Annotated in this window: 23 protein-coding genes; 4 read left to right on the forward strand and 19 right to left on the reverse strand. The window is 39.2% G+C overall.

What is annotated here, in order from left to right:
• Positions 1–12: 12 nt before the first annotated feature.
• From ACNJYY_RS18615 to ACNJYY_RS18640, 6 genes are all read right to left on the reverse strand, one after another.
• Entirely contained in the window at positions 13–495 is a 483-nt protein-coding gene (locus ACNJYY_RS18615; protein ID WP_416729603.1) for a DinB family protein, read from the reverse strand.
• A gap of 132 nt (positions 496–627) precedes the next feature.
• On the reverse strand, positions 628–1,647 hold the full coding sequence (locus ACNJYY_RS18620) for an acyltransferase family protein (protein WP_416729604.1): 1,020 nt from the start codon (positions 1,645–1,647) through the stop codon (positions 628–630).
• Between the two features lie 227 nt (positions 1,648–1,874).
• Positions 1,875–4,511 carry a WD40 repeat domain-containing protein gene (locus ACNJYY_RS18625; protein WP_416729605.1) on the reverse strand — a complete coding sequence of 879 codons (2,637 nt, stop codon included), beginning with the start codon at positions 4,509–4,511 and terminating at the stop codon, positions 1,875–1,877.
• A gap of 183 nt (positions 4,512–4,694) precedes the next feature.
• Positions 4,695–5,249 (reverse strand): ribosome hibernation-promoting factor, HPF/YfiA family, encoded by a 555-nt coding sequence (hpf, locus tag ACNJYY_RS18630; RefSeq protein ID WP_416729606.1) that lies wholly within the window; start codon positions 5,247–5,249, stop codon positions 4,695–4,697.
• Positions 5,250–5,667: 418 nt separating this feature from the next.
• Positions 5,668–5,868, reverse strand: a complete 201-nt coding sequence (cspC, locus tag ACNJYY_RS18635; protein ID WP_066397937.1) for a cold shock protein CspC — start codon at positions 5,866–5,868, stop codon at positions 5,668–5,670.
• A gap of 240 nt (positions 5,869–6,108) precedes the next feature.
• On the reverse strand, positions 6,109–6,306 hold the full coding sequence (locus ACNJYY_RS18640; RefSeq protein WP_066245425.1) for a cold shock domain-containing protein: 198 nt from the start codon (positions 6,304–6,306) through the stop codon (positions 6,109–6,111).
• 318 nt (positions 6,307–6,624) lie between these two features.
• Here ACNJYY_RS18640 and ACNJYY_RS18645 point away from each other — a divergent pair, with 318 nt between their 5' ends.
• Positions 6,625–6,888: a YqhV family protein gene (locus ACNJYY_RS18645; protein ID WP_171005664.1), complete on the forward strand. Its 264-nt coding sequence runs from the start codon at positions 6,625–6,627 to the stop codon at positions 6,886–6,888.
• A gap of 23 nt (positions 6,889–6,911) precedes the next feature.
• Here ACNJYY_RS18645 and ACNJYY_RS18650 read toward each other — a convergent pair whose 3' ends face one another.
• Positions 6,912–7,790 carry a LysR family transcriptional regulator gene (locus tag ACNJYY_RS18650; RefSeq protein WP_416729607.1) on the reverse strand — a complete coding sequence of 293 codons (879 nt, stop codon included), beginning with the start codon at positions 7,788–7,790 and terminating at the stop codon, positions 6,912–6,914.
• A gap of 114 nt (positions 7,791–7,904) precedes the next feature.
• On the opposite strand from ACNJYY_RS18650, the gene ACNJYY_RS18655 reads away from it, so the two are divergent.
• Both ACNJYY_RS18655 and ACNJYY_RS18660 read left to right on the forward strand, forming a co-directional pair.
• A complete protein-coding gene (locus ACNJYY_RS18655; protein ID WP_416729608.1) occupies positions 7,905–9,002 on the forward strand; it encodes a citrate synthase/methylcitrate synthase in 1,098 nt (365 codons plus the stop codon).
• A 114-nt stretch (positions 9,003–9,116) separates the two neighbouring features.
• The gene (locus ACNJYY_RS18660) at positions 9,117–10,070 is read left to right on the forward strand and encodes an AAA family ATPase (protein ID WP_416729609.1); all 954 of its coding nucleotides are present in this window, start codon (positions 9,117–9,119) and stop codon (positions 10,068–10,070) included.
• Positions 10,071–10,301: 231 nt separating this feature from the next.
• Here ACNJYY_RS18660 and ACNJYY_RS18665 read toward each other — a convergent pair whose 3' ends face one another.
• From ACNJYY_RS18665 to flaG, 4 genes are read right to left on the reverse strand one after another with little or no spacing between them, the layout of a single operon-like run.
• Positions 10,302–10,652, reverse strand: coding sequence for a flagellar protein FliT (locus ACNJYY_RS18665; RefSeq protein WP_416729610.1), 351 nt, complete (start codon positions 10,650–10,652; stop codon positions 10,302–10,304).
• Positions 10,652–11,053 (reverse strand): flagellar export chaperone FliS, encoded by a 402-nt coding sequence (fliS, locus tag ACNJYY_RS18670; protein WP_066397945.1) that lies wholly within the window; start codon positions 11,051–11,053, stop codon positions 10,652–10,654. Before fliS ends, ACNJYY_RS18665 begins: the two co-directional genes overlap by 1 nt.
• Before the next feature lie 30 nt (positions 11,054–11,083).
• Entirely contained in the window at positions 11,084–12,604 is a 1,521-nt protein-coding gene (locus ACNJYY_RS18675) for a flagellar hook-associated protein 2 (RefSeq protein WP_416731908.1), read from the reverse strand.
• Positions 12,605–12,625: 21 nt separating this feature from the next.
• Positions 12,626–12,964 carry a flagellar protein FlaG gene (gene flaG, locus ACNJYY_RS18680; RefSeq protein WP_416729611.1) on the reverse strand — a complete coding sequence of 113 codons (339 nt, stop codon included), beginning with the start codon at positions 12,962–12,964 and terminating at the stop codon, positions 12,626–12,628.
• A gap of 259 nt (positions 12,965–13,223) precedes the next feature.
• Here flaG and ACNJYY_RS18685 point away from each other — a divergent pair, with 259 nt between their 5' ends.
• Positions 13,224–15,176 carry an acyltransferase family protein gene (locus ACNJYY_RS18685; protein WP_416729612.1) on the forward strand — a complete coding sequence of 651 codons (1,953 nt, stop codon included), beginning with the start codon at positions 13,224–13,226 and terminating at the stop codon, positions 15,174–15,176.
• 47 nt (positions 15,177–15,223) lie between these two features.
• Here the strand turns inward: ACNJYY_RS18685 and ACNJYY_RS18690 are convergent, their stop codons facing one another.
• The 8 genes from ACNJYY_RS18690 to ACNJYY_RS18725 all read right to left on the reverse strand — a co-directional run bounded on the left by ACNJYY_RS18690 (position 15,224) and on the right by ACNJYY_RS18725 (position 23,513).
• Positions 15,224–16,057, reverse strand: a complete 834-nt coding sequence (locus tag ACNJYY_RS18690) for a hypothetical protein (RefSeq protein WP_416729613.1) — start codon at positions 16,055–16,057, stop codon at positions 15,224–15,226.
• Positions 16,044–16,655, reverse strand: coding sequence for a PilN domain-containing protein (locus ACNJYY_RS18695; RefSeq protein ID WP_416729614.1), 612 nt, complete (start codon positions 16,653–16,655; stop codon positions 16,044–16,046). The genes ACNJYY_RS18690 and ACNJYY_RS18695 overlap by 14 nt, the downstream gene beginning before the upstream one ends.
• Positions 16,649–17,632, reverse strand: a complete 984-nt coding sequence (gene pilM, locus ACNJYY_RS18700; protein ID WP_416729615.1) for a type IV pilus biogenesis protein PilM — start codon at positions 17,630–17,632, stop codon at positions 16,649–16,651. Before pilM ends, ACNJYY_RS18695 begins: the two co-directional genes overlap by 7 nt.
• Positions 17,633–17,765: 133 nt before the next feature.
• On the reverse strand, positions 17,766–18,167 hold the full coding sequence (locus ACNJYY_RS18705; RefSeq protein WP_416729616.1) for a type IV pilin protein: 402 nt from the start codon (positions 18,165–18,167) through the stop codon (positions 17,766–17,768).
• 34 nt (positions 18,168–18,201) lie between these two features.
• On the reverse strand, positions 18,202–19,410 hold the full coding sequence (locus ACNJYY_RS18710; RefSeq protein ID WP_416729617.1) for a type II secretion system F family protein: 1,209 nt from the start codon (positions 19,408–19,410) through the stop codon (positions 18,202–18,204).
• A gap of 1 nt (position 19,411) precedes the next feature.
• The gene (locus ACNJYY_RS18715; RefSeq protein WP_416729618.1) at positions 19,412–20,452 is read right to left on the reverse strand and encodes a type IV pilus twitching motility protein PilT; all 1,041 of its coding nucleotides are present in this window, start codon (positions 20,450–20,452) and stop codon (positions 19,412–19,414) included.
• Between the two features lie 8 nt (positions 20,453–20,460).
• Positions 20,461–22,125, reverse strand: a complete 1,665-nt coding sequence (locus ACNJYY_RS18720) for a GspE/PulE family protein (protein ID WP_416729619.1) — start codon at positions 22,123–22,125, stop codon at positions 20,461–20,463.
• A complete protein-coding gene (locus ACNJYY_RS18725) occupies positions 22,122–23,513 on the reverse strand; it encodes a VanW family protein (protein ID WP_416729620.1) in 1,392 nt (463 codons plus the stop codon). The genes ACNJYY_RS18720 and ACNJYY_RS18725 overlap by 4 nt, the downstream gene beginning before the upstream one ends.
• Between the last annotated feature and the right edge of the window lie 7 nt (positions 23,514–23,520).

Here is a 23,520-nt window from a genome sequence, read left to right on the forward strand (position 1 = left end):
TCTGCACTTTCTTCATTTTGCTTGTGCTTGTTTTTGAAGGTGAATCGCTTTTTTTATGGCGAGGATCGTCCCTAAATGAAGACCTTCATGATAAAACGTGCGGGGCAGCACTTCCGCAAATGTATTCATACCTAGTTCAGTTGGTTCGTCTAATTCTTGATGTAGTCGATGACCAAACTGTTCCTGAATCACTTGAACCTGCTCCATCAACCGATGGCGGAGCTCTTGAAGAGTTGGAGGCGTCTGCTGCCAATTTTCTGGCTTCGTTCCATACCCGAATAACTCTCGATAATGAATCGGTGATGGATTATCTTCATGGATTTTATGATACAGCCAATCGTACTGATCCAAAAAAATATGCCCCAAGTTCCAGCGAATGTTGTTGTTAAATCCATCAGGAATAAAATCCGCTTCCTCTTCAGTGAGTCCTTCAACAGTGCTTAACGTGTTATGACGAAACGCTGCGAGTTGTTTTAACAGGATATCGTTTTTCATGGTTAGTGGCTCCTTTGAACAAATTTACTTACCTTTTTCGCTTAGTTATTATGAAAAACCTTTATTTTATAAATAATAGGCACAACTGGTCTGCTGTGCCTTAAGGGAGTTGAATATTATAATTAATCGTACTTAAACTTGCATTTTTTTCTCAGGTAACTTCCGGCTAACATTTCCAACAACATAAGAACCGAAAGGCAGTTTAGAAATTGTAAAAATAATTAACATACTTAAAAATAAGGAAATAAGGAATACACCCATAACACGTGTAAGTGTGCCATCAAACAACTCAGCTATGTCAGCTCCCCAATAGCGTTGGATTTGCCAGTGAATTAAATAAATTCCGAAAGAGTAGTTACTTAGAATATTGATGAACTTATAATTTGGAATTAATTGACCCCATGCAAAGACCGAAACAGTCAAACTAATTGTTAATGGTAATAAATCTATTCTCCGTGAACCTACACTTGTATAACCTGCTTTGAATAACACAAATACGATGATTATTGATACTAAAACACCTAAAAGTGTAAACCATTTATATTTTAAAAATACTTGTGACAATTTTTTATAATTCTTTCCTATTACAAAAGCGAGAGTAAAATATGCAAACCAAGCTGTAAAAGGAATCTTAAAAAATGCTATATTATCTCTAACTAAAGCTAAATTTCCTTCAAGAATTTTAAAATGAAATATCATTGCAAGTATACTCATGGGAACCAACCAGTCCATAGATATTTTATACTTTATAACCAAATAATGGAGAACGTAAAATTGTAGAATAATTAAAACAAAATATCCCTCAAATTCTCCTAAAAAAATATTCTTTAGAATTTTTTCTCCTAAATCAAAATTCGGATTCATTTTATAACTTACAAGTGCATCAATAATTGAAAAAGAAATATAAGGAGCCACAATCCATTTAATCCGTTTAAACCAAAACTTTTCAGGAAGTTTATCAGGGTATCGGTTAGCGAGAATGACTTCTGACAAAACTACAAAAGTGGGTGTAGCATAGCAAAGGATAATTCTCAAAAATTGATAATATTCCGTTTTAGGAAAGCCCGTAGCTAATCCAACCTGTGAAGTGCTATGCAGAAAAACGATACTTAAACAAGCTATTGTTCGTAATAAATTCCATTCTTTTATCAAATTAGTCCCTCGTTTTCTAATTAAAATTTATAAAGCTTTTCTGAGATAAAGCCAACAGTTAACTTAACAGATAAAAGAAATGGTTAATACAAGATAGATTAGACTGTAACTGGATTGTTATCCTATTATAAAGATTCTGCAATAAGAAATCCGTCATATGGATATTAAGGGAATTTCTACAGAAAAACCCTTATGGATATTTTTCATCCATAAGGGTTTTTTATTCTTTATTTTATTGGGTACATATACAAATTTGAAAGGTATCTGTAATAAATATTGCCTAGTGCATCTTGAGCAATCTCTTTAGCTCCATTTTCAATGATATAAGTATAATTCATCGTTTTAGGATCCATTTTAAAGAACCTTCCTTCTAACGTTCCATAAATATAGCCATCTTTTCCAACTAACAAGTTTGCATTACCATACCTTCCAGAAATGGCAGGTAACAATTTAACCGTTTTAAATTTGTTAGTAGACGGAACGTATGAAAAAATTGTACCATCCGCTGCTCCCCAAATATTTTTATCTGGTCCCGTTATTAATGACATTACCAATGACGCCTTTAAAGGCAGTGAAATATTTTGTTTCTGTCCTGGATTGGCAGGATTAAATTTAAAGAACTTTGCCCCGTCTTTATCTTTTTGATAGTTTGCATGAACAGATGTTCCTCCGTAAATAAAACCTCCATGAGGATGTAAAGTAATAATACTTTGGTTATTTACATAGTTTTCATACACTTTATAAGTCTTATTATTTAGGTCATAATCTAACAATAAGCCACCGCTTGTTGTGAATTGTGGATATGTTCCAGCAAAAAGATGATTATTCAAAGAAATTAATGCTGGTATTCTTTCTTGACCATAATCTTTTAACCTTACCAATACACTTGTACTGCGCTGTTCCCAAGGTAATTCAGGATTATTTATTTCAGTCAGCCTTGCATTTGGATAAGCACTAACATATAGTTTTCCATTAACAAATTCTGCACTTTCTAACTGACTGATCCCGTTTAATTGTATACCTTTTTTTTCTAATGTATCGAATTGTGTAAGTCCCCCAGACATGTAGCCATTGATATATAGGTGCTTTTTATCAGGGCTTTCAAACATTAAGTGAAGATTAACCGGTTGTGGGGGTGCTTCAAACTTTTTCAGTGTAAGTTCATTAGTCTTAGGATCGAAAAGGAAATATGTACCTTTATTATCTACAAGACCTACTAAAAGTTTACTACCATTTTTTAAACGGACTAAATCTAATGAAAGAGCCTCAGTATTTTCAGGTAAGGATGCATTTGTTTTTCTGATTAATCCTGTTGCTAATTGATATGCATACAACTTACCTTCATAACTATAATAAAATTCATTTAACTCACTATTCTTGTCTGAAAATCCTCTTGAAGCACTGTTGAACTCACTGATATATTTTTTGCCGACTACATCGTAGATCCCTGCTTTTTTGCTTGGATAAAACTTTGTGATTAAGTAACGATTATCGATTAGTTTCATTTTTTCAACATATGTTTCATTTTTATATTTATTGGGCAGAATGGATACTTTTGAATGATTACTTAAATTCCACTGAACCATTTCCGCTTTTGAACCAGAACTAACATATAGAAATTTATTTCCCTTATCTACGACTAACGATTTTGCATATTGTTTATATTTTTGAGTTGGTAAGAGAAAGTCTCTGGTCTTTGTTTTTTTATTGTATTTAAAAACATTAGCCCCATAGGCGGTGACACCATAAACATACTGATCATTCACAAAAATATCTTGAATAGAAGTGTCGTTCGTCCCTTTTAATACGTGACCATGATTCACCAATTTTCTAAAGTGCGGGTCATAGCTGTACAATGTTCCACTATTCGTACCACCTACCCATAATGTTCCTGTGCTATCAATATCCAATCCCCATGCACTTGTTGAATCAACAAGTTTATACTCACTAATCACATTATTTGTATTAATATCTACAACCGCAAGCGATGTAGGAGTACCATGTAAGATAACATATAGATATGCATTCCCCATTTTATCCATTCCAGATTTAGCTGCAATAGTACTTTGATTAAATACTTGAGGCCCTAAATTTACTGGTTTTTTATTGTGTAGTGGTACTTTTGGCTGCTCCGAAGGTGATTTTCTGCTAGCACATGCTAGATCTTGCAGTTTTTTCTTTGATGGTGTCTTATATGTGATGCGATTATCACGTTTCACATAATAACCACCACCGACTCCTAACAATCCAGTTTTAAAGTTATATATGCGATAAGAACTACCTTTCTTTAATGTCTTTCCCTGTTTAAGTCCACTAGATGTTAAATTATATAGTGTAGTATCTTTTATGACAAAAACTCTTCCAATCTGACCAGGAACTAAATAAGTGTCATCCCATTTAATTTTTTGACCAGGTATTATACCTTTACATGACTGGTCGATTACTACAGGTGGTTGAATTGGGGTAACTGGTTTGCTTGAAGATGGTTTCTTCGATGCACAAATACTAGCTTGTAACTTTTGTTTGCTCGGAGTTTTATAAGTGACTTTTTGATCTCGATTAACATAATAACCACCACCAACTCCTAGCAAGTTTGATTTAAAATTGTATATTCTATAACCAGAACCAGCTTTTAGAAGTTTATTCTTTACTAAAGTTTTACCTGATAGCTTATACAAGTATGTGTCCTTAACAACTAAAACTCTTCCTATTTGCCCTGGCTTTAACTCAGCACCATCCCAAAAGATTTTTTGTCCATATGCAATTCCTTTACAAACATCATCAGCATATGAAGTTTTACCAGTATAAATTGATGAAATAATTATAAGAAAACAAATAACACTACTTATTATCTTTTTGTTCAACTTTGCACCCTCTTTACTTATTTTGGAACAAAATTATTTTACCAGAATATCACATAAATTCATATATTAGTTTTTTCATAGTTTGATAAAATGAATCCAAAGTACTGTAAATAAAAATAAACACAACAAAACACACCCCTTTCATTGAGTGAAAGGGGTGTGGCATCATATTTTTAAATTCGTTTAATTCGTTCCTGCAATCAGGCCATATTTGCCGTCTTTACGTCTGTACACGACGTTCATCTCACCAGATTCAGCGTTGTTATAAACGAAGAAGTTATGGCCGAGTAATCCCATTTGGAGAATGGCTTCCTCAGTGTCCATTGGTTTCAGATCGAATCGCTTTTCACGTACGATCTCGAAATCGTCCTCTTCCTCTAACAGAGCCGTTGATACGCCTTCTGTACCGTTAGCAAACATGTGTTTTGTGCCTTCAGCATTTCTAAATTTACGGTTTACTTTTGTTTTGTGTTTTCGAATTTGACGCTCTAATTTTTCTACCACCAGATCAATCGCAGCGTATAAATCCAAATGACGTTCCTCTGCACGAAGCAGCAGGCCCTTCATCGGTATCGTAACCTCAATGGATTGTTCACTGTTGTACACCTTCAGATTGACGTGTACTTCAGAATTTGGAGTTTCGTTAAAGTATTTTGTGAGTTTCGTCACCTTTTTCTCAACGTAAGCCCTAATGGCTTCAGTCACCTCGATGTTTTCTCCACGAATGTTAAAATGCATAACTTAACTCCTCCTTTCGGTGATGTATATATATTTCGATATACCCCAAAAGAATTCCTCCGTAACATTTAAAATATTTTGACAATATTTTTACACTGTCGACAAATTCTTTACAATGCGGACAAACCTTATGCTACCGGAGAAAAATACATTCTGAACTCTTTTAAATAATTTATTTTTTCGAGAAGATCAATCAATTTCTTAAATTTACCAATGTGGATTTAAGGAAAAATAAATTTCACTTACATTCTTTTAGTTTCAAACTATGTGGTATACTAGTAATTAACCTTTTAAGCTTTAAACTTTTTACAAAACCTGTTCCATCCCCCTACTCGATCCTTGAGTGGGGTTTTTTTATGTGATTTTTTTCGACAAAAAAAACAGGCTCTAAAGAGAACCTGTTTTGGTATAACGAAGCTTATGCTTTTTGAACGTTAGCAGCTTGAGCGCCACGTGCACCTTGCTCAACTTCGAAAGTTACTTTTTGACCTTCGTCTAAAGATTTGAAACCATCAGATTGGATAGCTGAGAAATGTACGAATACATCGTCTCCGTTTTCGCGCTCGATAAATCCGAAACCTTTTTCTGCGTTAAACCATTTTACTGTACCTTGTTCCATGTTTGTTGCCTCCTAGTGCGTTACCACACGATATATTGCTACTCTTGCCCAAAGTATTGCTAAAGAAGAAAAGTCGAAACTCATACAATCTTTTACGCCGAACAAAAATAATCTATAACCATCATAACAGTGATTGCGAAATGATGCAAACTAATCATTCATTATATGAAAAATTTACTAGAAATAAAAACCCGCCTGCGTCAACAGACGGGATTAAAAGTATGGTCATAGTGCCTTGAATTATAGTTTAGTTACGTTTGCCGCTTGAGGCCCACGAGCTCCATCTACAATATCAAACTCGACTTGCTGACCTTCGTCAAGGCTTTTGAATCCGTCAGTGTTGATTGCAGAGAAATGTACGAACACATCGTCTCCGTCTTCGCGCTCAATAAATCCAAAACCTTTTTCTGCGTTAAACCATTTTACTTTTCCTAACATGCCTTTCACAATCCCTTCATCATGCGAATCTTTGTATAGATTTTCTATACACTTTATAGTATGACATATACCCAAAAAAGTTGTCAAAGGCTTAAGATTAGCGAAAAATGAGAAGTTTTGTCGAAAAATCTCAGTGTGTAAAATTGAATAAAAATACGTAAATTAGATTGTTTATTCAAATCGGGTTTTCCATGAACCCAATTAATCCTGAGACTCTCGATTTGTTACTTCTATCTCATGCTTGGCCACATATAATGCACTATACAGCGTAGGAACATTAAACAGTTGTTTAAAAGGAGGCAATGGACGTTGCTGCAAATGATTGAAAAAGTCGTACTAGCTATGGCGGCCATTCGTATTTTATCCGGTACCCTTGAGATAACAGCAGCTCTATTCATGCTGCACTATAATACGGTAGAACGAGCACTCGTCATCAATTCCCTGCTTTCCATCATCGGGCCGATCATCTTTTTCTCGACGATGACGCTTGGGATCTATGGATTATCAACGAAACTGTCGTTCGGCAGCTTAATCTGGATCATGTTAGGCGTCGTTTGTATTGTTTATGGGATAAAGAGATAGCCGTTTTAAAGTAGAATAAATGACTAAAACCGATACCCAGACAAATACGTCAGAAATTCTTTTTGTTTACCGTGATTGTACTTTGTTAACGCATAGGTATAAGCATCCGGAATGTCCACTGAATAACAGTCCACCTCTAGCAATCGTCCTTCTAACAGCTCTCTTCTTACGGTTGATAAAGGTAAGAACGAAATTCCTAGCCCTTCCGCAATAAAACGTTTTGTTATGTGAATCTGAGACACCTTCATCATCCGAACGCCGGGATAACGGGATTTCACCCGTCTGCAAAGATCATCCCAATATCCTGGATGGTTATGGGTCAGCAGATAGTTAGAGAGCAGCACTTCTTTTTCATCCAGGGGCGGCGCTGCTTCGAAATCCAGCCCATCGTGCGGTGCCACTAATACGATCTTGTCTTGATAAAGCATCTGACTCGTAATCTCAGCATGTGAACTTCTTAAACAAGAAAGCCCAAGGTCCACATCCTCGTTTAAAACCGCTCTCTCAATATCTTCTGAATCAATAATTTTTATCGAAATCTCCACATCGGGATTGGCCTTTACATATCGTTTCAAAACAGAAGGCAGAATCGTATCTGCGATAAGCGGTGAGATTCCGATACAAAGCTTCGTATCATAGCCTTGTTGAAACGCGTTTAGATCTTCGAGTCCACTTTCATACACTTCCATCAGCTTTCTCGCATGCTGCAGGTACCTTCTCCCTTCCGCTGTCAGCTTCACTCTTCTGCCATCTCGTAAAAATAGTGACATCCCTAATTCAGATTCCAGCATTTTTATATGTACAGAAACAGAAGGCTGAGAGACATGAAGAATTTCAGACGTTTTTCTAAAATTTTCGCATTCTGCCGCAGTGATAAATGTTTGTAGCCAAGAGAACTCCATTCTTCTTTAATCCCTTCTGATTAACTTTTCTTATTAAATCAATTAAAAACAATTAATATCATAAATCAATTTTATTCTATACAATGATACTAAATAATGGAAGGAGTGAAAACCATGATGCAAAAAGGACTTAAAGGAATCGTTGCAGCGGAGACAGCGATTAGCCATATTGATGGAACAGAGGGCAAGCTAATCTATAGAGGTTATGAGATTGGGGACCTTACTTCACGTTTTTCGTTTGAAGATGTGGCACACCTTCTTTGGTTCGGTAAACTACCTAACGATGAACAATTACAAAATCTTAAAAACGAACTTATAAGAAATCGTGAGCTTCCCCTTCATAAAAAAAGTATCTTAGATCACCTGCCTAAAGACATGGATGTGATGAGTGTAATCCGAACGGCCATTTCGTCTGAAGGTGTCTCGAGTTACGGATGGAAGCCAACCGTTTCTCAAGCCATTCGGTTAACGAGTCTTGTTCCGACCGTTATTTGCTATTGGACACGTCTTTTAAATGGTAAGCCTTTTGTTGAGCCATCTACCGAGTTAAGTCATGTTGAAAACTATCTATATATGCTTACAGGTGAAATACCGAGTAAAGCCCATACACTAGCACTTGAAACATACATGATCCTAACGCTCGAGCACGGAATGAACGCTTCCACTTTTTCAGCTCGGGTTACAGCATCGACCGAATCGGATATGGTTTCAGCCGCAACATCTGCGATCGGAACGATGAAAGGACCTCTTCACGGCGGAGCACCTTCAGCGGTCATTGACTTGCTAGACGAAATTAGAAAAGCTGGAAGTGCTGAACAAGTGATACGAGGAAAGTTGGAGAATGGTGAGAAGCTAATGGGATTCGGTCACCGTGTTTATAAAACACACGATCCACGAGCTGTTGCACTAAAAGCAAAACTTTTAGAGTTGGTCGGTGAAGATGAATGGTTAGATCTCGCGCTGGAAGTAGAAAAAACAGCGATAACATTCCTCGAGGAATACAAACCAGGCAGAGCGTTGTATACGAACGTTGAATTCTACGCTGCAGCGATTATGAAGGCGATCGAACTAGATCCTGCTTTATTCACCCCTACCTTTACAGCAAGTCGAATGGTCGGATGGACCGCTCATATTTTAGAACAAGCAGAAGACAACATGATTTACCGTCCACAGTCCGTGTATACAGGAAAGTTTCACGATAAAGTTCATTAAACAACTCTCTTTCTAAATGATTGTTTCTTTCACATTTTTGTCTTCCTCGAAAGTTGATTGAAGTGGAAGGTGCGAGACTCCTGCGGGACAGGCCGGCAGGTGAGACACTTAAAAGTGAAACGTCCCAATGTGGCTCACCGCCTGCCCCGCGGAAAGCGAGCAGCCTGGAACGGAAATCAACTACTTACAAAACAAAAATTTCAGAGCATCCAATCTACAAGCATCCCTTACTTCAATGGTAAAATGGACAAAGTGAACCGTTTGAGAAAGAGGTGCTTTTTCGTGATTCTAAAATCAATTCTATACAGAAAAGATACGAAACAAGAAGGATATCCATTTCAACTTCCGCTTCTTCAATCCTTAGAGTCTCTTCACTTTCAAAAACCTGTCACCATCTTAGTAGGTGAAAATGGAACAGGAAAATCAACGTTGCTTGAGGCAATCGCAGATCAAAAGGGTTCTGTTCAGATCAATCGTTCAGGAAAAGAGAACGCCCCCATCAAAAAATTAGCCAAACAGTTAAAGCTGACGTGGAGTGTGAAAACAAAAAAAGGATTCTTCCTAAACGCAGAAGATTTTGTTAGCTTTGTAAGGCGTGCAGCAGAAATGAAAGAGACCGCGCTACAAGAATTAGCAAACATTGAAGTGGAGTACAAAGACAAGTCTGCTTATGCCAAAAGCCTTGCTTCCCTTCCACACAATCGAACGCTTGCTGAACTACAGGAACTTTATAATGATGGTCTCGAGTTTCGGTCACATGGAGAGCGTTTTTTAGATTTTTTTCAATCACGCTTTCGCCCGAACGGCTTATATATTCTCGACGAGCCTGAAGTTCCGCTATCCCCTATGAAACAGTTAAGTTTTATATCGATGTTAAAAGAGATGGAGCAACAGAACGCACAGTTCATTATCGCGACTCATTCTCCCATCTTAATGGCCTATCCTGGTGCAGAAATTATCAGTCTCGATTCCCTGCCACCCGCTCCAACTCCTTACGAAGATCTGGAACATGTGCAAATTACGAAAAACTTTTTGGAGAGTCCGGAGAGGTTTTTGAGACATTTATGAAAGAATTAGTTTTTAGTGGATTTTGTTCACTTACTTCCTGACAAGTTGATTGGAGCGTAAGGTGCGAGACTCCTGCGGGACGAGCGGTCAGGTGAGACCTCTTAGGGTGCAAAGCAGCAAGAGGGCTCACCGCACGCCCCGCGGAAAGCGAAGCACCTGTAGCGGAGGTCAACTGCTTACAAATCAACAAAAAATAACCACAAGAAGAAGACTCCTCGTGGTCTAACAACCTTAATTCTTTTTATCAAAATACATCCCATCCACCGATACCGACTGATACGGGTTCGCGTAATGGGTGTTTTTTTCTTTCTTTTTCTTCATCGTTGAAAGATTGTGCTTAATCTCTTCAAACTGCCGCGTTAACAGTGGATCAATCGTCTCGTTCATCTTTACGATCAAACGCCCCATCCGCTGTTCGTCTTCTGAATAGGTGGCAGGTAAGTTGCTGATTGTGGCCTGACGCTGATCAAGTAATTCATTTAACCGCTCGATATACGATTCGCGTTCTTCTTTCGGCAAACCTGCGCTGACATGATCATACAGGTTCTTCGTGATCTCAAGCAGAATTTTCACGACAGGCATCACACGCGCCCTGTTTCGCCATGTTGCATGCGGCGGTTGATCTGAATCACTTCTTTCCACGTATTGCGGAAATCCAGCACATAGTCTTCCACTTCATCCAAGATCTTCACGTCATTTTGAATGTTTGCTTCAATCAGACGACGGTTGATGTAGTCGTACATCGTCATTAATGACTTCGATACTTCAAGGTCCATGTTCAGCGTGACCATCAACTCTTGAATGATCTTTTGCGCTTTTAATAGGTTCGTATTCTTTTGTTCTGTATTCTTAAGCTCGATCCCCGTTCGCGCGAGACCGATAAATTTTAAACATCCGTTATAGAGCATGAGCGTCAACTCGCCGGGAGACGCCGTTTGGACTGAGTTATTTTGATACGCCTTGTTTGCGTTAAGTATGGACATGTAAAGGTAACACTCCTTTTTGGTTTAAAATTACTGTCCGCCGCCAAACTGCTGCATTAAGTACATGGATTGTTGGTTGGAACGTTGAATCGCTGACTCCATGGCTGAGAACTGACGCCAATAGCGGTCTTCTACCTGCTTCAAACGATCTTCGAAAGCTGAAATACGCTTGTCTACATCCGTTAACTCTTTACCTAGCGTAAACTGAGCATTTGTACGAAGCGCGTTTCCTGCTTTTAGTTCGATTTTGTCGACAGTCTGATCAATGGAGGCACGCAGTTTTTTCGCAATGCCTTCCACGTTATTTGTGCTATCTCCAGTGAACATTTTCATAACCGCTTCAGGATTCGCAGCTAATGCTTCTCTTAGTTTCTTGTCATCGATCTCCAGTTTCCCTTTGTCTAGATAGTTACGGGAAGTCGTGATTCCGATCTCAGAAAGCTGATCATATTTCGTGTCTCCCGTATTAACGGAAGCATATAGAACTGAACGCATTGTGTTCAAGCCGCTTGAGAGGATAGAATCGCCACGCAGCATGCCGCTCTTCGCCTTCTCATCCCACAGTTCCGCTTCTTTTTCAGATAAGTCTTTGCGCTGTGCATCCGTTAGAGGAGGAAAATCACGGTACTTTGTTTCAGCAGTCTTTTTATTAATCGCTTCAATCGTTTCGTTGTATTTTTTTACAAAGTCTTTGATTGAAGTAATTACACCTTCCGTATCAGTGGTTGAACTGATGGTAGATTCACCTTCTGCTTTTAGTGAATAGGAAACTCCGCTGATTGTGAAGTTGTTGGATGTGCGCTCTATCCCAGTAATTCCATTAAGATCGAATTTAGCATTTTCTCCATTGTCAGAGTTTGCCGCACCAAGATTTTTCCCATCAACTGAAAAACCAAGATTAGAAAAGAATGTTACTGTATCAGTACTTTCAAGGGATAGATTCGAACCTTTACCTGTTAAGTTATTTGATATAGCAAATTTCCCCGTAGATTCATCATAAAATGCTGAAATTTCAAGCCCTGCTTCTGAAAATTTCTTAGCAACAGACTCTAATGTATCTTTTGTTGGGTCGATTGATATTGTTTTTGCAGCCTCTAATGAACCACCTGGCTTCTGAACCGCGATTTTCAAATCAATTGTTTTTGAAAACTTATTACTATCAATTTCTCCTAAAGTTGTCTTGACACCGGGCTTATTAGTTCCACCCGCTATATTAATCTCACCAGATACCCAATTTCTTGCAGACGCTAGATCTGTAACCTTAATCTTAGACGTAATATTCGAAGCACTTCCCGCTGCAGTAGCAGTTACCGCATTTGGATTCGTGCTTGTGACGGTCTTCTTATTAAACGTCCCCTGAAGTGCAATTCCGTCTAGAACGAAACGATCAAGATCTGTCAGCAGCTTATTCATCGAACGGTAATCATCACGCTGCCACTCTAGCGTTGTTTTCTTTTGCGCTAATTTATCGAGTGGGATTCGCTCTGCCTTCATTAAGTCGCCAACAATCGTATCGATGTCCATTCCGCTGGCTAATCCACCAATTCTCATACTCACGGTTCATCACCGTCCCTAAATTTTTTTATCTACAAAAATACCCATAAAATCAATCATATCCGCATACATATCAAGGAACTTTTTGTTTGGAATCTCCTTGATCACCTCTTGTGTCACTTCGTCCACGACCTGAACGTAATAATCGTTCAACTTTTCGTGGAGCACAAATTTTGAAGAAGTGTGTGTTGGCTTTAACATATCGTTCATCGCATCAATCACTTTTTCTAGTGATTCTTTCGCTGGTTTACTCTGTACTGAAGCTTCGGCTTGAGTCGTTTGTTCTGGTTGGTTTTGGCTTTTAAGCACAGGATCAGACTTTTGAAATACAGGAGAACTAATCGATTGCAGTTCCACCTTCATCGCCCCTTTTATTTTCTCTAAAATTTATATCGGATTCTTCAAAAAATTGTTGAGGAAGAGTAAAGAAAGAAGTTCAGAAAAAAATTTTATTACAATTCTATGAAACTACTCAATCTTCTAATTATTTATTGTAAAATAGTTGCTTAGGAACATAAAAAATGTAGAAAAATGACCAATAATGTCTGCGGCATTTACATACAGCAATGCATACAAAAACATACGAAAAATTGAAAACGAGAGGATTCTGGCAGTAATGAAACACCGACAATCGAAGCAACAGCGAAAACGCAGCCAACAGCCTAACTCAACCGTTAAGCAAACGAAAGCCATGGAACAACCTCTACACAGAAACAGATACATAACTGGCCTGGATGGACTAAGGGCCATTGCCGTACTTGCAGTTATCGCCTATCATCTGAATTTTGAATGGGCGGCAGGCGGTCTGCTAGGGGTTACTGTCTTTTTTGTTTTATCAGGATATTTAATTACCGATCTATTAATCACTGAATATGTAACAACAAATTCGATTAACTTTAAAAACTTCTGGATCCGCCGAGCCCGAAGGTTATTGCCAGCCATGTTTACGATGCTTCTCGTCGTCGTAACATACGTAACCTTGCTCGAGCCATCCATGCTTGAAAAACTTGAAGAAGATACCGTTGCAGCGATTCTTTATGTAAGCAACTGGTGGTATATATTCCAAGATCTTTCGTATTTCGAAAGCTTTGGTCCCCCTTCCCTACTCACTCACTTTTGGAGTTTAGCAGTGGAAGAACAATTTTACATCCTATGGCCATTGGTCATTATCGTTCTATTAAAAATGAAAGTTCGAGAAGGTTCCCTGTTTTCTATGATGCTGGCAGGTGCACTTATCTCAGCAGCAGCTATGACACTTCTGTACGAACCAGGTGCAGATCCGAGCCGTATTTATTACGGAACAGATACACGGGTGTTCTCCCTTCTCTTAGGAGCAAGTCTTGCTGTCATCTGGCCGAGCAGAAAACTATCTAGTACCCTGCCACCTGAGATTCGTTGGAAGCTAGACTTTGTCGGACTATCCGCGCTCGCTTTTATCTTTTACATGTTCGGAAGCACAGACCAATATCAAGACTTTCTCTACCAAGGTGGAATGGTCGCGATTTCTGTTGCAGCTCTATTAGTAGTAGCCGTCATGGTTCACCCATCCAGCAAACTCAACACGTGGTTGAGCTTTAAACCGTTACGCTGGGTCGGCGTTCGTTCGTACGGCATCTATCTGTGGCACTTCCCTGTGATTGTTCTGACGAGCCCTCAATGGGGAGCTGATGCGCCTAGCTTATTTAGAACAACTTTTCAAATTGTATTGATCTTAGTTCTAGCTAACCTATCTTGGAAGTACATCGAGAATCCGATTCGTAAAGGTGCGTTATCAAGATTCTATCGAGTGGTGAAACGTGGAGAATGGAAACGTGAGCGGTCGTTTATAGGGAAGTTTGTGTTAACAGCTTGTATCTTAGGTCTTTTCATGTGCGTATCTGCAATCGGCTTCACCACAACTTCAGTAGCGTTAAGTAAAGGTAAAGTAATCTCTGCTATACAAGACAAAGTCGGCAATGAAGATCCACCGCCAGAGAATACGGTGAGACCAGAACCGAAGCCTGATGGTGCTAAAGAAGACGAAAAACCGGCAGAAAAGTCTGAAGAAAAGCCTTCAGTAGAAACACCGTCGAAAGAAGAAACAAATGAAGACCAACAACCTGTTCAAGATACACGCTCACTCTCAGTCATTGGCGATTCAGTTATGATTGATGTGACACCTCACATAGAGGAAGTATTTCCGAATGCGAAAGTGGACGCGAAGATCGGACGCCAGTTTAGAGAAGCAGAAGATATCATTCAACAGAAGAAAAGTTCAGGCAGTTTAGGAGAAATTGTTGTCATTGAGCTTGGAGCGAACGGACCACTTTCTGAAAAAAGAATGCATAACTTAATCGAGTTGATCGGTGATCGAGACATTTATATGATTACAGCGCGTGTTCCAAAGCCTTGGCAGCAAGAAGTGAATGAAACGATTAAGAAAGTCGCTCCAGATTATAACAATGTTAAAGTGGTGGATTGGTTTACGAAGAGTGAGTCACATCCAGAATACATTGGTAAAGATGGTGTGCATTTAACACATACAGGTGCGAAAGAATATGCAGAGTTTCTAATTAAACATATTGATTAACAAGCAAAGCCAATCATCCTAAGCTGCGGGTGATTGGCTTTTTCATTCTAATCTTTTTTAATTAATGGATCTTCTTTTCCGCTCGGAGCTGGATACTCTCCTTTGGGAAGGTCTTTTAAGTAATCCGTAAGTTCCGGTAAATAATATGCTGAAATAGTGATCTCGTATTTAAGCTGATCCGTTACAGCATCAGCAGAGGCAAGTTCTAACTCATCCATACCTGTAAAAGTTATCCCCTCTACAACGATTACACGTTTTAACTCTTCAACCGTTTTAATGAAGTTTCGAATACCATCATAGTCTTTTGAAACAACGGACATTTTTGCGGTAATCTTTTTAACGCCTTTAGGTAAAACTTCAGGTACAGCAGGTATTGGTGTTTCACTCTGTTCTACCGTGTCGTTTTCGTTTGAGATGTCACCTTCTACTTCGGTGGCATTCTCAGTATTTTCAGCTTCATTTTCGGTTTCAGTTGTTTCATCGGTTGCTGAACCCTCAGACGCTTCATTTTCCGTTGTCTCTTCTTCAGCAACAACCTCTTCCTCTTCTAACACATCGCCATCTGTAAAATCCATCGTTAGGATGAGGCTATCTGATAAGACTTCAGCTTTCTCGAACTGTAGCATTAGTTGATCAACGAGGGGCTTTACTGGCACTTCCTCTTGTAGAGCATAAGTATTTTCACTTGTTTGGGTAGTCACAGCAACAGAATCATTTGCTTTATTTAACAGTATTTCTTGCTGTTTCATTTCCATGTCTACAGCTTCAATTCTTTGATGAAGGGGTGACAGAAATCCAAAATATCCATACACCCCACCTATAATCAATAAAAGAATGACACCTAGTCCCACATATGTAAGAAGCTTTTTATTCTCCGCCATTCTCTTCACCTTTTAATTCAAGAATTTTCTCTTTCTCAAATTCAATCTTATATAGACTTCTGTAACGAGGCAGATAATCGTTCATGGCTGTCATATCCTCACCCTCATTGATTTCCTCAAAGTTAGTTGTCTCCATCTTTTCAATGGTAGCAGTAGCTAGATAAGGAGAGTTGGTCAGTTCATATAAATAGTTAGAGGTTTCAGCTAGTGTATCAAACTGCGCCTCAACGAGAATTGTCTTTTTGTCTTTATATTCGTATTTCATGAAAAAACCACGTTCTGGAAGCAAGGCAACCAAATGCTGAAGTAAATCGGTAGCAGCGATCTTCTTATCACGAATATAATCAATCTTTTGTGCTAAAGGTGCTGATTCAACTTGTGGAACAGCTTGTTGCTGTTTCTCCAACTGTGTTTGCACGAGAAGTCTTTCTTGTTCTAATAGTCGTTCTTTTTCTTGTAAAGTACCTGCACTTACATAATAGTCGAGTCCTAACCATGTCGCTGATCCTAAAAACAACGTCACTGCAGCTATTAATAGGATGGTAGTCTTTAATGATTTACTTTCTTTAACGGGTAAAAGGTTAATATCGACTAACATAGCTGCACCTCTTTTAGCCCAAGTCCTAGTACTACATCAAATTGTGGAGGCAGTAATGTGTCAGAAGGTTTGATCGTCAGTACTGGCACATCCAGTTTGGAAGACAATCTTTCTTGAATGTATGTCAACTCTGGCAACTCACCAGACAACACGACTTTCGTGACACCCTGTTCACCTTGATTAATTGTGAACTTGTAATAGTTTACGATGCGCTCTATTTCTACTAGTTTATCTTCTATCAATCCATGTATATATCCTGAATCACCTTGCCATTCAATTCTCTGTACACCAGTAGAATGCTGTTTAAAGTTCCAGTTCTTATAATCAGTCCCCATTTTCAGATGGTTGAAGAAATAAGGCTTATGCTGATGAAAGATACTTAGCTGGACCGCTGGAATATCAAACTGAAGACAAAGAGTGTGATCTTTTTCAGAAACAAGATCCTTCATAAAAATAAGACGATATAAAGAGACACATGAAGCATCGGCAACAACTGGTTTTAACTTAGCGTCTGTAAGCAGTGATGAATAATCGTGTACCATTCTTTCCGAAGCGGCAAAAAGTAAAATCTCTCGTTTCTCCTCGTTTGTATCAAGTAAAACGTAATCAAATACAGGATCTTCAAACGGAAGATGGATGGTATTACCTAGTTCCATGTATAGGTAACCTTTGATTTCTTCATCCTTTTGATTTGTGGGAACCTGATGTTTCCGAATAACGAGCTTGCTGTCTGGAATCAAGAACTGGACTTCTCGACCTTTGATTCCCCACTCCGCTACACACTCTTCTAGAATTGTTAAAAGAGTTTCTCGATCTGTAATGATACCATCGTGAATTAATCCTTCTGGAAGATAGCGTTCACCAGAGCTTTTTATATCAAGGTCTTCTGGATAGCGGTAATCCAAATAACGAATGACATGATCTTGGAGTATTAAGTTGATTCTTTTTTTGTTGAAAAGATTAAGTGAGAATCTCATATAAACCACCTTCATATTAGATGAGTAGCTATTTACATTTCCTTTAACAATCTCATCAATGATGAAATTGTTAAAAGAAATGTGATGAATGAATATCCTCCCTAAGGGAGGATATTCATTCACTAAGTTAAAATTATTTATCTAGGAATTTAGTCAATTCTTCCTCAGAAACAGTTGCTTCTGCACTTGGAGTAGCTTTTGCTACTTTTCCACCTTCATGATTAGCAATCTCGTATTTTTTACCTGTTAAAGTTACAGTCCAAGTAGTATCCTTTAGATTACTTACATACGATTCTAATTCAGTAGGAGTCCAACTTGTCTTTTTACTATCTTCAGATTGAGCTAATTTTGCAGCGTTGATAATTTGAACAGCTTCTGTAACAGCAGCTTTGTCTTTTGTCTTTCCAACAATACCCCCTATGCTTACTACAGCTATTGCAGCAATAATCCCTAAAATTACGATTACAACTAACAATTCAATTAGAGTCAATCCTTTTTCATTTTTTGCATACTTTTTTAATAGTTTGTTTAACATTTTCTCAAACTCTCCTTTATTTTATGTGAAATTTTTAACCAATTGTTTTATAAACTTCAAACATCGGCACCATTACGGATACAACAATCGTGCCAACCACAGATGCTAGAAATACAATCATCAACGGCTCAATCAATGCTTTTAAACGATCAGTTCCTGTTTCTACTTCTTTCTCATAAAAATCTGCTACTTTTGCAAGCATTTCATCGAGTGATCCAGTTTCTTCACCAATTGAAATCATTTGGGTTACGAGTGGCGGGAATATCCAGTGATTTTTCATCGGTTCTGTCAATCGCTGTCCTGTTTCAAGAGAACTTCTAGATTCCCGAATTACTTTAGCAACGACCTCATTTTCCACAACCTTTTCTACAATCGATAGGGATTGTAAGATAGGAACAGAGCTCGAAAATAGTGAACTAAGCGTTCGTGTCATCCTCGCAAGTGCAGATTTCTGAAGTAGTTTACCGAATATAGGAACTTTCAAAATTACATAATCAAAGTAATATCGGCTTGATTTATTTTTACGAATAATCAAGAGTGCCAAATAGAATAACACCAAGAATATGAGTAAAAGCCACCAAAAACCCTGTACAAATTCACTTGCTCCTAATACAAACCGTGTAATAGCTGGCAATTCTCCCCCTGCATCCTCAAGCATAGCTGCAAACGTTGGCACAACCTTTGCAAGTAAGAAGATTACTACCAATACCGCAACCACGCCGACTATCATCGGGTACATCATCGCTGAAATGATCTTTTGTTTCGTATAATGCTGTTTCTCAAAATAAGTAGCAAGTTGGTCGAGAGTATCGTCCAAACTACCACCTGCTTCTCCTGCAGACACCATGTTGATGACCATCGGTGGAAAAACATTTCGGTGCCTACTCATTGCATTAGACAAAGGGTTACCTTGACGAAGCTCTTCTTCCACATCGGCTAATACTTTTTGCAGCGCTTTACTTTCTGTCTGAGCAGCCATAATACTTGTCGAGTCAACAACGGATACACCCGCTCTCAACAAAGTCGCAAACTGCCTTAAGAAAATAACAAACTGCTGAGATTTCACTGGACTGCCTAACGAAATTTCTTTGTTAAACAGCGTTTGTTTCATCTCTTGTACCTCTGTGACTGCGATTCCTTTTTCTTTTAGCTTTAGTACCGCTTCACGCTTGGATAGCCCAAGAACAGAACCTGTCCGTTTTTTCCCGCTCTTGTCACGGCCGACATAACTAAATTGTGCCATCTCATCCCCCTTTCTCCAGGAGATATGGCTCCACGAACTCTCTTGAAACTTCGTTGCGCTCAAGAGCTTCCTTGGCAGACATCTCAAACGTATGCATACCAGCGTTCTTGCTCGTCTGCATCACACTATGTAACTGGTGAATCTTTTCATTGCGGATCAAATTCGCTACAGCAGGTGTATTGACTAACACCTCAGTAATGGCTCTTCTTCCTTTACCATCATTGGTTGGAAGAAGTCGCTGAGACATGACACCGACTAATACGGAGGCTAACTGAATACGGATCTGTCCTTGTTGTTCCGGTGGAAACACATCGACGATTCGATCGATCGTTGAAGATGCGTTTGTCGTATGTAGTGTGCCTAGAACAAGGTGACCTGTTTCCGCTGCCGTAATAGCGGTCGCAATGGTTTCCAGATCCCGCATTTCCCCGAGTAGAATCACATCAGGGTCTTGACGGAGTGCTGCGCGAAGACCGTTTGCGAAATTGTTCGTATCAAACCCAATTTCACGCTGGTCGATCACGCACGTTCGATGTTTGTGCAAGTACTCGATCGGGTCCTCTAACGTAATGATGTGCCGGCTCATCGTCCGGTTCATAAAATCGATCATCGAGGCAAGAGTCGTAGACTTACCACTTCCTGTTGGGCCGGTAACGAGCACGAGTCCTTGATGTTTTCCCGCCATCTTTCGCACACTTTCTGGTAGCATCAGATCTTCCATGCTCGGAATAGAAGTTGGAATGATTCGAAAAGCAAGACTCACACAAGACCGCTGACGATAAGCGTTTACCCTGAAGCGTGACAATCCTTGAATTCCATACGAGATATCTATTTCCCCCGCTTCTTCAAAGTCCGGATAATACTTTTCATCAATGACTAGTTGTGAAATCTGTTCCGTATCCTCAGGTCTCAATGCTTCACTACCGTAACGTTTTAGTCCCCCATTGATGCGAAAAACAGGAGGCATTCCAACAGACAGGTGAACATCTGATGCTTTTAATTGAAAGGCTGCTCTCAGCCATTGTTCCAGCTTTTCCTTCATGTCAGCACCTACTCGTTGATGGCTACACGCAAGACTTCTTCAGTCGTCGTTAAGCCTTGTTTCACTTTTAGGAATCCGTCATCAATTAAGAAAATCGTTCCGTTTTTCATCGCATAATCACGCAGTTCTACAATCGGTCTGTTGTTCATAATGAGCTGACGAATGTGCTCGTCCACAACTAAAACTTCATGAAGAGCAATCCTGCCCTTATAACCCGTACTGTTGCACATGCCGCAGCCTTTTCCACGAGAAACGGCTTCAATCTTGATACCGCGTTTAGCAAAAATTTCTTTTTCTCGCTCTGTAGCCTTATACGTTTGTTTACAATCACGGCACACTCTTCGAACCAATCGCTGAGCGATAACTCCAGAAAGAGATGCGGCAACTAAAAACGGTTCAACACCCATATCAGTAAGACGAGCGATCGTACCGATTGAGTCATTCGTATGAAGCGTGCTTAATACTAAGTGACCCGTTAGAGACGCACGAACTGCAATTTCTGCCGTTTCTGTATCTCGAATCTCCCCAATCATGACGATGTCAGGATCTTGCCGGAGAATTGAACGCAAACCACTTGCAAACGTTAGACCTACCGAAGAATTCACTTGTATTTGGTTGATCCCAGCGAGTTGATATTCAACTGGATCCTCAATTGTTACTAGGTTCACTTCTTCTGTGTTCATTTTGTTTAATGCTGCATACAGAGTTGATGATTTACCTGATCCTGTTGGACCCGTAATTAAGATGATTCCGTTCGGCTGTTTGATTAGATTTGTAAACCGTTGCATATTCAGTTTGTTAAAGCCTAGATTTTCTAGATGATTCAAGGAACTTCCGAGATCAAGAATACGCAGAACAATCTTCTCACCATAAATAGCCGGCAATGTGGATACACGAAGATCTACAGGATACATATCTAGCGTCATCTTAATTCTGCCATCTTGAGGCAGGCGGCTTTCGGTTATGTTCAAGTTCGCCATAATCTTAATACGAGCCGTCAGCATATTCTGCATATGCTTTGGTAGACTTCTTTCTGTTTTTAACATGCCGTCAATTCGATAACGCACGACCAGCTTTGTCTCATGGGGATCAAAATGGATATCACTCGCTTTTTGCTGAACACCTTGCTGTATGATCTGGTTCACGAGTTTAACGATTGGAGAATCTTCCTCGGTCATCCGGCTGTCGTCACTTAACGATGCACCTTGTGGCAGAAGATCAAGAAACTCATCCATAGAATCATCGATATCATAGTACTTGTTATGAGCACGTATGATATCGTCTTTTGCTGATATCGCACGTTCAATTTGAAAACCAGTTGTTAATCGCAAATCATCGATAACGGTAAAATCCATAGGATCTGCCATCGCAACAAAGAGCTTGTCTGCTTCCTTTTTCACCGGCATAAGAAAATGTCTTCTAGCAAACTCTCTTGGGACAATCGCTACTGCTTGTTCATCGATAGGATAGCGATACAAGCTTAAGTGTGGAATGCCGAGTTGAAATTCAAGTACCTCGATAAGCTGCTGTTCGGTCAGCAGACCTTTTTCAATGAAAGCATCACCAAGTTTTTGGTTGCTACGTTTTTCTTTTAATGTTTGCTGCAGAACTTCTTCAGAGATTAACCCAGACTCTACTAAAAGATCACCAAGGCGTTTTTTTTGAACGATCATTGCGCATCACCGTCGCTCTCTTTACCAGGATTACTAGGATTCGTTTCTTTTTCTGGAACAGGCTTTGATGTAGTTGGTTTATCCGAAGGGTCTGTCCCGGGAATACCCGGCATTACAGGTACATATGGATTCATTGGATTATTTGGGTCTGGATAATACGGATAAGGATACGGATATGGCGTTCCAGGTGTACCCTCTTCTGGTGTTGTTTCAGGCGTTTCCTCTTCCTCAACCGGATAGCCTCTCTCCTCTATACGATGTCGCGGAGGATAAAAGTCTTCTGCCAGCTTTTCCGAAGCCACTTCCTCACCACCAGAACCAAACGATTTACGATAAACAGTTGCTAGATACCCTTCACTACCACCACTTACAGTAACTGCACTCAGAATTGATGCCAGCTGGTCATTAAAATGAATAATGGTTTTTGGTTCAAAAATTTGCATTTCCACTTTAACGGTATATGTATAAGGAAGTGGTACCCCAACGATTGAAACACTTAAATTGTTTCCATCCATCAAAAAGTTGAACTTATAAGACGAAGCATTTGTATTCTTAAATGCTAAATCCATGTCTTGAGGTTTAACGAGCGCTTCATATCCTAGTGACGCATAATCAGGCAGCTCTCTTGATGTATGACGTTCGATGATGCTGAAGTTTGTTTTTTGTATCGCTCCATAAATGCCACTAGCCAACACGTTTAGATCTATCGAATCTTGTGCCGTCATGTCAACTTCTTCTAGTGCTCCTATTAATGAGAAAACTTCTTCCGGTTTCATCTCATAATTTTCTAAACCCTCTACCCAATCTTTTAAAAGAACATGCTCTCCTGGGAGTTTAATCGTGCTTTCACTCACCACTTCTTCTGCTTGTCCGAACGTAGTGAGAAATTCGTTGATCGGGACTTTAAGTTCAGCTGTTTGTAAGGTAGAACCTAACTTTTTCAGGTGTGCATGTAGCATCTCTTCATCCAATAACTCTGTAAGTCCACTAACTTGAAGTTGTTGTATGGTTTGTTCAACCGTTTCTTTATTTACATTAACTAGTAATGGTGAAACATTAGCCGAAAGATTCTTCAGACTATCTTCAACCTGAAACTGCCATACATCACTAGGCAATTTAACTTTTTTCTCGTTGTAAACCAAATACACGGGATGGTCGTTCTGCCACTGTGAAACTTTTTCATTTACCAATGGAAGTGCTTCTGATTTTGCTAGATTTTCTAAAGGTATAGAAGCGACCGCAACCCCCGTACCATACTTTTCTTCTTCGAAAATATTAGAGTATACCTTTGTCCCTAAGTGACTAAATAAGAAAAGAAAAAGAGCTGCAAGGCTAAGGGATGCAAAGATCACAAGAAAATTTTTAGGATTGAATTCTCTTTTAGCCATCGCGTTC

Origin of the sequence: Fictibacillus tiangongensis (assembly GCF_048083785.1) — a bacterium.
In the GTDB taxonomy this organism is placed as follows: Bacteria; Bacillota; Bacilli; order Bacillales; family Fictibacillaceae; genus Fictibacillus.